Genomic DNA, 12,463 nt, shown 5'->3' on the forward strand with positions numbered 1-12,463 from the left:
CCGATTATCGTTTTTATGGGGATCAGGCGGCTTGTTGCAACGCCGGTTTAACGCGCGCATCCGTGCGTTTGCTGCGGGGATCAGTCGGCCCGTACACGGCCGCCGGTTCCGGGAACACGCGAAGCAAGGTCAGGTACACCACCGACGCCAACCCCAGCGTCACCGGCAGGCTGATATCGATACCATCGGCCAGGTTGCCCAACGGCCCGACAAACTGCCCCGGCAGGTTGACGAAGCACAGGCCCACCAGCGCACTCGGAATCCACGCGCCCAGCCCGCGCCAGTTCCAGCCATGGCTGAACCAGTAGCGACCGCCGGTTTCACCTCGGGTGAACACCTGCAGGTCATCCGGGCAATAGAAACCGCGACGCACGATCAGACCGATGATCATCATCACCATCCACGGCGTGGTGCAGGTGATGATCAGCACGGCAAAGGTCGACACGCTCTGCACCAGGTTGGCGGCGAAACGTCCGATGAAGATGAAGGCAATCGACATCACCCCGATCAGCAGCGTGGCCTTGACCCGCGACAGCAGGCGCGGGAACACGCTTGACATGTCCAGGCCCGTGCCATACAGCGAGGTGGTGCCGGTGGACATGCCGCCGATCACCGCGATCAGGCACACCGGCAGGAAGAACCAGGTCGGCGCCACTGCCAGCAAACCGCCGACATAGTTATTGGCCGCGATGTAGTCCGGTGCCTTGACCGCCACGATGGTTGCGGTGGCCAGGCCGAACAGGAACGGGATCAAGGTCGCGATTTGCGCCAGGACCACCGCCAGCATGATGCGCATTTTCGGCGTTTCACGCGGGATATAGCGCGACCAGTCCCCCAGGAACGCACCGAAGGAAATCGGGTTGCTCATGGCCACCAGCGCGGCGCCGATGAAGGCGGCCCAGAAACCGGTCTGGCCCAGCCCTACGGTGCCGGCGAAGTGGCTGTCGAACGCCGGTGCGAAAGCGAAGATGCCCAACAAGAACAGCAGGCTCGCCGCCCATACTGCAATGCGGTTGACCCACAGCATGAAGCGAAAGCCGTAGATGCACACGGTCAGTACCAGAATCGCAAACACGCCATAGGCCAGGCCCAGGGTCAGGTCGGTTTCCGGCAGGCCGATCAGACGTTTCGCACCGCCCACCAGCGCATCACCCGAACTCCACACGGACAGTGAGAAGAAGGCAATGGCGGTCAGCAGTGAGAGAAACGAGCCGACAATCCGCCCGTGCACGCCAAAGTGCGCACCGGAAGACACGGCGTTGTTGGTGCCATTGAGCGGGCCGAACAGGCCCATGGGTGCCAGGATCAACGCACCCACCAGCACGCCCAGCACAATCGCCCAGGCGCCGGCCTGGAACGACAGGCCGAATAACACCGGGAAGGCGCCCAGCACGGCGGTGGCAAAGGTATTGGCACCGCCGAAGATCAGTCGGAACAGGTCCTTGGGGCCGGCGGTACGCTCGTGGTCCGGGATCTGTTCGACCCCGTTGGTTTCTATCTTGCGAATACTTTTATCGTTGTTTTTATTATTCATGATCAGCTCCGATCACATTGGCTAAGGGGGCGGCAGCCCTTCCGGCATAGCGGACAAATGTTCGTGACAGGCCAGCCACAGGCCTTCTTGTTGTTCTGCGCCAAGCCCTTGCCGTTTGAAGACAATGGTCTCGCGTTCCTGGCTATTGAATTGCTCCCCGTTCATGCGCAACTCGGTGGCCACGTCATGAATAAATATCGCCACGTCACCCTGCAGGCTGACAACGGCGTTGCTCGACGTGCACGACAGCACCTCGAAGCCCTCGTCCCGGCGCCAGCTGTCCCACAACGCCTGGTAGGCATCACGACTCAGCAGCGGCTGGGGGAGGGTGTAAAACACAAAGCTGGCGTCGGCCGTGAACGCGCCGAAGTAGGCGGCGCGATCATTGCGGGCGAAGGCCGCCACCAGGTCGGCGGCGGCTTGCAGCACTTCGTGCGTGCTCATCAGCGGTGCGCCACGCCCGGCAGTACGCAGAGCATTTCGTACAGCAGGTTGGCGCCCAGCAGCGAGGTGTTGCCGGTGGTGTCGTACGGCGGCGAAACTTCTACCAGATCGCAACCAATCAGGTCGAGGCCCTGGCAGCCACGGATGATCTCGATCGCCTGGATGGTGGTCAGCCCGCCGATTTCCGGGGTGCCGGTGCCCGGTGCCCAGGCCGGGTCGATGCCGTCGATATCAAAGCTTAGGTACACCGGGCCGCCGCCGACTTTTTCACGCACTTCGGCCATCAGTGGCGCGAGGGAGTGGTGCCAGCATTCTTCGGCCTGGACCACGCGGAAGCCTTGCTTGCGGCTCCAGTTGAAGTCTTCGGCGGTGTAGCCCTGGGCGCGCAGGCCGATTTGCACGACGCGGTCGCAATCGAGCAGGCCCTCTTCCACGGCGCGGCGGAAGGTGGTGCCGTGGGCGATTTTCTCGCCGAACATATGGTCGTTCACATCGGCGTGGGCATCGATGTGTACCAGCCCGACCTTGCCGTGTTTCTTATGGATCGCCCGCAGGATCGGCAGGGTGATGGTGTGGTCGCCACCCAGGGTCAGGGGGATCACGTCGTGTTCGAGAATCTCGTCGTAGGCTTCTTCGATGATGCGCACGGCATCGAGCAGGTTGAAGGTGTTGATCGCCACGTCGCCAATGTCCGCAACCGACAGGGAGTCGAACGGTGCGGCGCCGGTGGCCATGTTGTACGGGCGGATCATTACGGATTCGGCGCGGATTTCACGCGGCCCGAAACGGGTGCCGGCGCGCAGCGAGGTGCCGATGTCCAGCGGTACGCCGATAAAGGCGGCATCCAGGCCCTTGGCCGTTTGCAGGTGGGGAAGACGCATCATGGTGGCGATGCCGGCGAAGCGCGGCATTTCGTTGCCGCCCAGTGGTTGGTGGAAAATCTTGTCCACGGGAGTGCCTCATCGTTGTTTTGTTTATTAGGGGCCGATTCTGCGAAATACGTGGAAACGAAAGAATCGGCAGGGGCAAATACTTAGTTCAGATTTTTCTAAACTAATGCCTGAGGTAAACTCGGCTCCCACAGTTTTTGTGTGTTTCTGGAGAACCCATGGCCAATGCCTTGCCCGACCTGAAACTCCTGCGCATCTTCGTCAGCGTCGTGCGGCACCAGGGGTTCGCCAATGCCCAGCACGAACTCAACCTGTCCACGTCGGCCATCAGCACTTATATGAGCCAACTGGAATCTGCGTTGGGCCTGGTGCTGTGCCATCGCGGCCGGGGTGGCTTCAGCCTGACCAGCAAAGGCGAGTTGTTCCACCAGGAAACCCTGCGATTACTGGGCGAACTGGAAGGTTTCGAGCAATACGCTGCCGCCTTGAAAGGCGAGCTGCGCGGCACCCTCAAGCTCGGCGTGCTCGACTCCACCGTCAGTGACAAGGCGCTGCCGTTCGCCGAAGTCATCGGCGCCTACAGCCAGGAGCATCCGGCGGTGCACCTGCATTTGTCGGTGATGAGTCCCTATGAGCTGCAACTCGGTGTGCAGGACAACCGCCTCGACCTGGCCATCGGCGCCTTCTCCAACCGCATGAGCGGGCTGATCTACATGCCGCTGTACCGCGAGCAGCACTGGCTGTATTGCAGCACCCGTCACCCGCTGTTCAACGAGCGACGTATTCCGGAACAAGTGATTACCCAGCAACGCATGGTCGGTCGTGGCTACTGGAGCCAGGCCGAACTGGCGCGCCATGGTTTCAAGCACAGTGCGGCGACCGTGGAAAGTATGGAGGCGCAGTTGATTCTGGTGCTGTCTGGCGCCTATATCGGCTACCTGCCCGAACACTACGCCCAGGCCTGGGCCGACAAAGGGGATTTGCGTGTATTGCTGCCGGCAACCTTTGGCTACCAGGCGCCGTTCTCGATGATCATGCGCCGGGGTCGCAGCCGTGAGCCGCTGATCCAGACCTTCCGCGACTTGCTCAAGACCCAGCTCAACCAGGCCTGAAAACACCATGTCCAGACTCCAATGCCCACGTTGCCTCAGGCCCGCCACCCATTGCCTGTGCGCGCTGATCCCCAGCCTCGACAGCCGCACCCGCGTGTTGCTGTTGCAGCATCCGAGCGAGGTCAATCACGCGCTTAATACCGCAAGGCTGGCGGCGTTGGGTTTGAATAACGCGCAGCTGGTGGTGGGGGAAGTGTTCGAGGATCTGCCGACGCTGCTGAACCTGCCCGGCTATCAGGCGCGGCTGTTGTTTCCGGCGGACGACGCGCAACCGTTACAGGCCTACGCGCCTTCCGACCAACCGTTGCTGCTGGTGGTGCCGGACGGCACTTGGCGCAAGGCGCGCAAATTGCTGCACCTCAATCCTTTGCTGGCAGCGTTGCCACGGGTAGCGCTGGCGGAGGGCGCCGTCTCCCGCTATCGACTGCGCAAGGCGCCAGGGCCGGGGGCATTGTCGACAGTTGAAGCCATCGTGCAGGCATTGCACGTGCTGGAAGCACCCAGCTCATTCGAGCCGTTGCTCAAGCCCTTTGAAGCATTGATCGAAGGGCAGATTGCGGCGATGGGGGCAGAGGTTTTCCAGAGAAATCATGGCGACGGGCGGCTTGCCTAGCAGGCTGACCGAGGCGCGGCCATCGCCGGCAAGCCAGCTCCTACACGCATTTCTAGTGTGGGAGCGGTCTTGCCCGCGATAGCGTCCTCCCAGGCAACAGATTCGCTGCTTATTCCTATAAGCCATAAGCACCGCACTTTGCGTGATATGGCGCGCCAGGCTTTCCCGGTATGATGTTCGCCCCCGCAGTCTGGATTGCGAATACGCCATGACCTTGCAGTACCCTACAATCGCCGATTGCGTCGGCAATACACCCCTGGTCCGCTTGCAACGCATGGCGGGTGAAACCAGCAATACCCTGTTGCTCAAACTCGAAGGGAACAACCCGGCCGGTTCGGTAAAGGACCGCCCGGCGCTGTCGATGATTACCCGCGCCGAGTTGCGCGGGCAGATCAAGCCCGGCGACACCCTGATCGAAGCCACCTCCGGCAACACCGGGATCGCACTGGCCATGGCCGCAGCGATCAAGGGCTACAAGATGGTGTTGATCATGCCTGACAACGGCAGTGCCGAGCGCAAGGCGGCGATGACCGCCTATGGCGCCGAGCTGGTGCTGGTGACCCAGGAAGAAGGCATGGAAGGTGCCCGCGACCTCGCCGAGCGCATGGCCGCCGAAGGCCGTGGCCAGGTGCTGGACCAGTTCGCCAATGGCGATAACCCTGAGGCGCACTACACCACCACCGGCCCGGAAATCTGGCGCCAGACCCAGGGCACCATCACCCATTTCGTCAGCTCCATGGGCACCACCGGCACCATCATGGGCAACTCGCGCTACCTCAAGGAGCAGAACCCGGCGATCCAGATCGTCGGCCTGCAACCGATGGAAGGCGCGGCCATCCCGGGCATTCGCCGCTGGCCTGAGGAGTACTTGCCGAAGATCTACAACGCCACGCGCGTGGACCGCATCATCGACATGGCCCAGCGTGAAGCCGAAGACACCACCCGCCGCCTGGCCCGTGAAGAAGGCATCTTCTGTGGCGTGTCCTCCGGTGGCGCCGTGGCCGGTATGTTGCGTCTGTCCAAGGAAGTCGAAAACGCGGTGATCGTCGCGATCATCTGTGACCGAGGCGACCGTTACCTGTCGACCGGCATTTTCGACGCGCCCAACTGATGGCCAAGCACGAGAGAGGCCTGCGCTTCCAACCGACGGGCGGCAGCCGGGCCCCGCAGATTCCTGTAGGCAAGAAACAACGCTTGACCATCGAGCGCCTGGCCAACGACGGCCGTGGCATTGTGTTCTTTGAAGGCCGCACCTGGTTTGTGAATGGCGCGCTGGCCGGCGAAGAGGTGGAAGCGCGGGTGTTGGGCACCCACGGCAAAATCGTCGAGGCTCGCACCGAGCGCGTGTTCAAGGCCAGCGAACTGCGCCGCCCGGCGCCGTGCGCGCACGTGGGTCGCTGCGGCGGTTGCAGCGTGCAGCACTTGCCCCATGCCGAACAACTTGCCCTGAAACAGCGCATGCTCGCCGAGCAACTGTCCCGCGTGGCCGGTGTCGAACCGCAAGAGTGGGCCGCACCGCTGAGTGGGCCCGAATTCGGCTACCGTCGCCGCGCCCGCGTGGCGGTGCGCTGGGATGCCAAGGCGAAACATCTGGAAGTCGGTTTCCGCGCCGTGGCCAGCCAGGACATCGTCGCCATCGACGATTGCCCGGTGCTGGTACAGGCCTTGCAACCGATCATGCAGCGCCTGCCGAATATGCTGCGCCGCCTGAGCAAACCTCAGGCTCTCGGGCATGTGGAGTTGTTCAGTGGCACGTCCATCGCTGTGTTGCTGCGGCATATGGCGCCGTTGTCCGAAGCGGACCTGAATATTTTGAAAGAATTCTGCACCTTCCATGACGCGCAACTGTGGCTGCATGGCGAGGGCCAGCCGGAACCGGTCGAGGCTGATTCGGTCCTGGGGTTTCGATTGGAACAGTGGGATCTGGAGTTGGCTTACCGGCCTGGGGACTTCGTGCAAGTCAACGCCGGGGTCAATGCGGCGATGGTCGCCCAGGCCCTGGAATGGCTGGCGCCCCAACCCGATGAGCGGGTGCTGGACCTGTTTTGCGGCCTGGGCAATTTCGCCTTGCCACTCGCTCGCCAGGTGCGCGAAGTGGTGGCGGTGGAAGGCGTACAGACCATGGTGGACCGGGCGGCCGTGAATGCCGTCAGCAACAATTTGCATAATGCGCAGTTTTTTCAGGCCGATTTGTCCCAGCCTTTGACTGACGCGGAATGGGCCAAACAGGGCTTTTCTGCGGTACTCTTGGACCCACCCCGTGATGGTGCCCTGGAGGTTGTGCGCAAGCTCGCGACCCTTGGGGCCAAGCGTCTGGTGTATGTGTCCTGCAACCCGGCCACGCTGGCGCGGGACACGGTTGAGTTGGTCAAGCAAGGCTACCGGCTAAAACGTGCCGGGATCCTCGACATGTTTCCGCAAACCGCGCATGTCGAGGCCATGGCGTTATTTGAAGCGGGCTAGGATGCCCGTTTAATCCGACTGGCCTGCATTCTCCAAGGCCGTGACCTGCCAGGGAGTGTGTGTAAGCTTTATCAAGGTAAAGCAGGTCAGCGATGATTTTTGACGCATCGAAGGTGCGTCGTAGGGAAGGTAAGCAAGATGGTACAGGTGAGAGCACACCAGCCGATCAACACCGACGGCAGTATCAATCTCGAGGCATGGCTGGATCATGCCGTCAGTGTCGACCCGGCACTGGACCGTGAAGCCTTGAAAGCAGCCTGCGAGTTCGCTCGTGAGTCTGAGCAGCAAGACAATGCGGCCAAGAACCTGTGGGCCGAAGGCACTTCAAGCTTTCGGACCGGGTTGGAAATCGCCGAGATCCTCGCCGATCTCAAGCTGGACCAGGATTCGCTGATCGCCGCCGTGCTCTATCGCGGCGTGCGCGAAGGGCACATCCCGTTGCCCACCGTCAGCCAGCGTTTCGGCGCGGTGGTGGCCAAATTGATCGACGGCGTGCTGCGCATGGCCGCGATCAGCGCCAGCCTCAGCCCGCGCCAGTCCATGGTGCTGGGCACCCAGGGCCAGGTCGAGAACCTGCGCAAGATGCTGGTGGCGATGGTCGACGACGTACGCGTCGCCCTGATCAAGCTGGCCGAACGTACCTGCGCGATCCGTGCGGTAAAGACTGCCGACGACGAGAAGCGCAACCGCGTTGCCCGCGAAGTCTTCGACATCTACGCGCCGCTGGCGCACCGCCTGGGCATCGGCCATATCAAGTGGGAACTGGAGGACTTGTCCTTCCGTTACCTGGAGCCCGATCAATACAAGCAGATCGCCACGTTGCTGCACGAGCGGCGGCTCGATCGTGAGCGCTTCATCACCGACGTGATGAACCAGTTGCGCTCCGAGTTGCAGGCCACCGGTGTCGAAGCCGACATCAGCGGTCGCGCCAAACACATTTATTCCATCTGGCGCAAAATGCAGCGCAAGGGCCTGGCCTTCAGCCAGATCTACGACGTGCGTGCCGTGCGCGTGCTGGTGCCGGAAATGCGCGACTGCTACACCGCGCTCGGTATCGTGCACACCCTGTGGCGGCACATTCCCAAGGAGTTCGACGACTACATCGCCAACCCCAAGGAAAACGGCTACCGCTCGCTGCATACCGCAGTGATCGGCCCCGAGGGCAAGGTGCTGGAAGTGCAGATCCGCACCCACGCCATGCACGAAGAGGCCGAGTTGGGGGTGTGCGCGCACTGGCGCTACAAGGGCACCGACGTCAAGGCCGGGTCCAACCAGTACGAAGAGAAAATCTCCTGGCTGCGCCAAGTGCTGGAATGGCACGAAGAACTGGGCGACATCGGTGGCCTGGCCGAACAGTTGCGCGTGGATATCGAGCCGGACCGGGTCTATATCTTCACCCCGGACGGTCATGCCATCGACTTGCCCAAAGGCGCCACGCCGCTGGACTTTGCCTATCGCGTGCATACCGAGATCGGCCATAACTGCCGGGGCGCCAAGATCAACGGGCGCATCGTGCCGCTCAACTACAGCCTGCAGACCGGTGAACAGGTCGAGATCATCACCAGCAAGCACGGTACGCCGAGCCGCGACTGGCTGAACCCGAACCTGGGCTACATCACCACGTCGCGGGCGCGGGCGAAGATCGTCCACTGGTTCAAATTGCAGGCACGCGACCAGAACGTCGCCGCCGGCAAGACCTTGCTCGAGCGCGAACTGGCACGCCTGGGCCTGCCTCAGGTGGACTTCGACAAGCTGGCCGAAAAGGCCAACATGAAGATTGCCGAAGACATGTTCGCGGCCCTCGGTGCTGGCGATTTGCGCCTGGCGCAACTGGTCAACCTGGCCCAGCAACTGGTGGAGCCGGAACGCGGCAGCGAACAGCTGGAGCTGATCCCGCGCAAGGCCACCGGCTACAAGCCCGGCAAGCGTGGCGATATCCAGATCCAGGGTGTAGGCAACCTGATGACGCAAATGGCCGGCTGCTGCCAGCCGTTGCCGGGCGATGCCATCGTCGGCTACATCACCCAGGGCCGCGGCGTGAGCATTCACCGCCAGGATTGCGCCTCGGTCCTGCAACTGGGCGGGCGTGAGCCGGAGCGGATCATCCAGGTCAGTTGGGGCCCGGTGCCGGTACTCACCTACCCGGTGGACATCGTCATCCGTGCCTACGACCGTTCCGGTTTGCTGCGTGACGTGTCGCAAGTGCTGCTCAATGAGCGGATCAACGTGCTGGCGGTCAACACCCGCTCGAATAAAGAGGACAACACCGCGTTGATGTCCCTGACCATCGAGATCCCGGGCCTGGACGCATTGGGACGTTTGCTGGGGCGGATTTCCCAGTTGCCGAACATCATCGAGACACGGCGTAACCGTACACCTTGATTCCCTCAAAATGTGGGTGCTGGGCTTCTGTGGGAGCTGGCTTGCCTGCGATAGCATCACCTCGGTGCATCTGATACACCGAGGTGTCTGCATCGCAGGCAAGCCAGCTCCCACATTGATTGTTCAGCGGCTCCAGAAAATGGGCAGAGATTGACTGATGTATTCACTAGAAGACCTGCTGCACCTGATGAACCGCCTGCGAGACCCGCAATACGGGTGCCCGTGGGACATCAAGCAAACTTACGCCACCATCGTCCCGCACACCCTGGAAGAAGCCTATGAAGTCGCCGACGCCATCGAGCGCGGCGACTTCGATCACCTGCAAGGTGAGTTGGGCGACCTGCTGTTCCAGGTGGTGTATTACAGCCAGATGGCGCGGGAAGAGGGGCGCTTCGAATTCGCCGGGGTGGTCGACAGCATCACGCGCAAGCTGATCCGCCGCCATCCCCATGTGTTCCCCACCGGCGAGCTGTATGCGCCGTTGGATGTTCCGCAACTGAGTGAGGAACAGGTCAAGGCGCGCTGGGAGCAGATCAAGGCCGAGGAGCGTGCGCAGAAGTGCGACGCACCGGAGCAACTGTCCCTGCTGGATGACGTGCCCACGGCGTTACCGTCCCTGTCCCGCGCCGCCAAGTTGCAAAAGCGCGCCAGCCAGGTCGGTTTTGACTGGCCGTCTGCCTTGCCGGTAGTGGATAACGTGCGCGAAGAGCTGGATGAAGTGCTCGAAGCCATGGCGGACAACGACTCGGCGGCCATCGCCGATGAGGTCGGCGACCTGCTGTTCGCGGCGGTCAACCTGGCTCGTCACCTCAAGGTCGACCCGGAAACCGCGCTGCGTGGCGCCAATGCCAAGTTCGAACGACGTTTCCGATTTATCGAACAGGCATTGCGCGATACGCACCAATCCATAGAAGATTGCACCCTCGAAACGTTGGACGCCCTGTGGGGCGAAGCCAAGCGTCAGGAAAAGAATGTGTCCAGCTGCGGTTGAGCAGTTGCCTAAGTGAGTAAGCACCATGAGCCTTTCCCTTCGCGACCAGTTGCTCAAAGCAGGTCTGGTCAACCAAAAGCAGGCCAAGCAGGTCGGCAAAGAGAAACAGAAGCAGCAGCGCCTGGTCCACAAAGGCCAGATCGAAGCGGATGACACCCAGGCCCGCCTGGCTGCCGAGGCGCAGGCCGAAAAGGTCAAGCGCGACCAGGAACTGAACCGCCAGCAGCAGGAAAAAGCTGAGGCCAAGGCCCGTGCCGCCCAGGTCAAGCAACTGATCGAAACCTCGCGCCTGCCCAAGCTGACCACCGAGGACTACTACAACTTCGTGGATGACAAGAAGGTCAAGCGCCTGTCGGTCAACACGCTGATGCGCAACAAGCTGAGCAACGGCTCCCTGGCGATCGTGCACCACGGTGGCGGCTACGAGGTGATTCCACGCGAAGCGGCGCTGAAGATCCAGGAGCGCGCACCGGAACGTATCGTGCAGCTCAATATCCTCACTGAAAGCCAGGTGCCGGACGAGGATGATCCATACGCCGCCTACCAGATCCCGGATGATCTGATGTGGTAAGGCTATAGCAACGAATTGTGGTGAGCAGGCTGCCCTGTGGTGAGCGGGCTTGTCCCGCGCCGAGCTGCGTAGCGGCCCCAAAACGCAAACGCCGCATTCTCCCTGCAAGACTGCGGCGTTTTTAGTGGGGCGGCTTCGCCACCCAGCGCGGGGCAAGCCCGCTCACTACGAGGTAACTTCAGGAGCTTTCTGCCTGGCGTCTCATCTCAAGGGCTTCGAGCTCGTTTTTATAATTATGAGCGTCGCTCTCGTTGTGAAACATGCCGACCAACAGGTCTTGTTGGTGTACATCCCAGATGTGAATCCCATGGCCCAGTGCTTCGTGGGACATATGTTCGTCGTCGCGTTCAGTTACTTTTACAGTCATCTGCTTGCTCCAATCTCTGGTGAATCTGCGGCAAGTCGTCGCAGGCCTTTGTTATATGTTTTGTTAGCTTGCTAAGTAAATCGATTTTGCACGCAACAATTCATTGCAGGAAACGCAACAGTGCCGCAGGCCGCGTAAACCGCGACATTGCGCCGCAGGCTGCTGAGTTTTATGACAAAAGTTTCATGTTGGCGTAAGGCTTCAGCCTCGTATTGACTGGACCGCCGCTATCGCAGGCAAGCCAGCTCCCACATTTTGAAATGCATTCCAAATGTGGGAGCTGGCTTGCCTGCGATAGCGGTAGACGCCTCAACACAAAACCTCCAGACGAAAAAAAGCCCCGCATCTGCGAGGCTCTTTATTCCATCTACCGATCAGCTACCTTTGACAGCCTTACCGTCAACCGTACCGTCCTGCAGCATGATGTTGTATTCCTTGCCGTCGGTTTCCACCTGGCGCAGGGCAACCAGGATGCCGCCCTGATCCTTGGCAAACCACATCTGGGTAATGCGCTTGCTTTGTGTCGGATCACGCACGCGCTCGACCTTGATCGCGTCGATGGAACCCACCTTGGTCTGGACCTTTTCCGGGCCGATCACGCGGAAGTCGTAGGTGTCGACGTCGGTGCCTTCAACCACGTTGTAGCTCATGCTCTTCTTGCCGGCAGCCACATCGCGCTGCAGGGCCAACTGGTAGGTCGACTTGTCGAGCATGCCGCTTTGCAGGGGCACGTTGACCGGGTCCTTGTTTTCAAAACCGGTGACTTTCTTGGCGGTTTGGTCGAAGTCCAGGTTGATCTTCTTCGCCTTGCCCAGGCCGCCGCGTTCGAAGGTATAGCTCTTCGGTTGCAGGGCGTCCTTGTCAAACTGGATGACGCTGGTTTCGGTCAGGCTGGCGATCATCATGGAAGCCTTGAAGTTCAAGGTCCAGGTGCCGTCGCCGTTCTTGGTCAGGCTGCGTTCTGCCGAACCACTCATGGGCAACTGTTTCCAGTCGGCGGTGTAGCTGGCGGAGAAAGGATGTAAATCTGCTGCTTGCACGGCAGGCAAGGCGAACAGCGCAAAAGCGAAGAGCAGGGCGCGACGCATAAAATCTC

12 protein-coding genes are annotated in these 12,463 nt (G+C 61.2%); 7 read left to right on the forward strand and 5 right to left on the reverse strand.

Features of this window, described 5'->3' with window-relative positions; genetic code table 11:
- Nucleotides 1-22: 22 nt before the first annotated feature.
- From BM70_RS0109520 to speB, 3 genes are read right to left on the reverse strand one after another with little or no spacing between them, the layout of a single operon-like run.
- Nucleotides 23-1,534 carry a cytosine permease gene (locus BM70_RS0109520; protein ID WP_025855803.1) on the reverse strand — a complete coding sequence of 504 codons (1,512 nt, stop codon included), beginning with the start codon at nucleotides 1,532-1,534 and terminating at the stop codon, nucleotides 23-25.
- A gap of 21 nt (nucleotides 1,535-1,555) precedes the next feature.
- Nucleotides 1,556-1,978 (reverse strand): nuclear transport factor 2 family protein, encoded by a 423-nt coding sequence (locus BM70_RS0109525; protein WP_025855804.1) that lies wholly within the window; start codon nucleotides 1,976-1,978, stop codon nucleotides 1,556-1,558.
- On the reverse strand, nucleotides 1,978-2,928 hold the full coding sequence (gene speB, locus BM70_RS0109530; RefSeq protein WP_021490873.1) for an agmatinase: 951 nt from the start codon (nucleotides 2,926-2,928) through the stop codon (nucleotides 1,978-1,980). Before speB ends, BM70_RS0109525 begins: the two co-directional genes overlap by 1 nt.
- A 158-nt stretch (nucleotides 2,929-3,086) precedes the next feature.
- Between speB and BM70_RS0109535 the strand changes: the two genes are divergently transcribed.
- From BM70_RS0109535 to BM70_RS0109565, 7 genes are all read left to right on the forward strand, one after another.
- Nucleotides 3,087-3,980 (forward strand): LysR family transcriptional regulator, encoded by an 894-nt coding sequence (locus BM70_RS0109535; RefSeq protein WP_025855805.1) that lies wholly within the window; start codon nucleotides 3,087-3,089, stop codon nucleotides 3,978-3,980.
- 7 nt (nucleotides 3,981-3,987) lie between these two features.
- Nucleotides 3,988-4,593: a tRNA-uridine aminocarboxypropyltransferase gene (locus BM70_RS0109540; RefSeq protein ID WP_025855806.1), complete on the forward strand. Its 606-nt coding sequence runs from the start codon at nucleotides 3,988-3,990 to the stop codon at nucleotides 4,591-4,593.
- A gap of 208 nt (nucleotides 4,594-4,801) precedes the next feature.
- Complete coding sequence (gene cysM, locus BM70_RS0109545) at nucleotides 4,802-5,704, forward strand: cysteine synthase CysM (RefSeq protein ID WP_025855807.1); 903 nt, start codon at nucleotides 4,802-4,804, stop codon at nucleotides 5,702-5,704.
- Nucleotides 5,704-7,056, forward strand: coding sequence for a 23S rRNA (uracil(1939)-C(5))-methyltransferase RlmD (gene rlmD, locus BM70_RS0109550; protein WP_025855808.1), 1,353 nt, complete (start codon nucleotides 5,704-5,706; stop codon nucleotides 7,054-7,056). Before cysM ends, rlmD begins: the two co-directional genes overlap by 1 nt.
- 138 nt (nucleotides 7,057-7,194) lie before the next feature.
- Nucleotides 7,195-9,438, forward strand: coding sequence for a GTP diphosphokinase (gene relA, locus BM70_RS0109555; protein WP_025855809.1), 2,244 nt, complete (start codon nucleotides 7,195-7,197; stop codon nucleotides 9,436-9,438).
- Nucleotides 9,439-9,595: 157 nt separating this feature from the next.
- The gene (mazG, locus tag BM70_RS0109560; RefSeq protein ID WP_025855810.1) at nucleotides 9,596-10,429 is read left to right on the forward strand and encodes a nucleoside triphosphate pyrophosphohydrolase; all 834 of its coding nucleotides are present in this window, start codon (nucleotides 9,596-9,598) and stop codon (nucleotides 10,427-10,429) included.
- A gap of 25 nt (nucleotides 10,430-10,454) precedes the next feature.
- Nucleotides 10,455-11,000 (forward strand): DUF2058 domain-containing protein, encoded by a 546-nt coding sequence (locus BM70_RS0109565; RefSeq protein ID WP_025855811.1) that lies wholly within the window; start codon nucleotides 10,455-10,457, stop codon nucleotides 10,998-11,000.
- A 178-nt stretch (nucleotides 11,001-11,178) separates the two neighbouring features.
- Here the strand turns inward: BM70_RS0109565 and BM70_RS0109570 are convergent, their stop codons facing one another.
- Together BM70_RS0109570 and BM70_RS0109575 are read right to left on the reverse strand one after the other, a co-directional pair.
- On the reverse strand, nucleotides 11,179-11,367 hold the full coding sequence (locus BM70_RS0109570; RefSeq protein WP_025855812.1) for a hypothetical protein: 189 nt from the start codon (nucleotides 11,365-11,367) through the stop codon (nucleotides 11,179-11,181).
- A gap of 374 nt (nucleotides 11,368-11,741) precedes the next feature.
- The gene (locus BM70_RS0109575; protein WP_025855813.1) at nucleotides 11,742-12,455 is read right to left on the reverse strand and encodes a DUF3108 domain-containing protein; all 714 of its coding nucleotides are present in this window, start codon (nucleotides 12,453-12,455) and stop codon (nucleotides 11,742-11,744) included.
- Between the last annotated feature and the right edge of the window lie 8 nt (nucleotides 12,456-12,463).

The sequence above is a fragment of the Pseudomonas sp. CHM02 genome (assembly GCF_000612585.1).
Taxonomy (GTDB): domain Bacteria; phylum Pseudomonadota; class Gammaproteobacteria; order Pseudomonadales; family Pseudomonadaceae; genus Aquipseudomonas.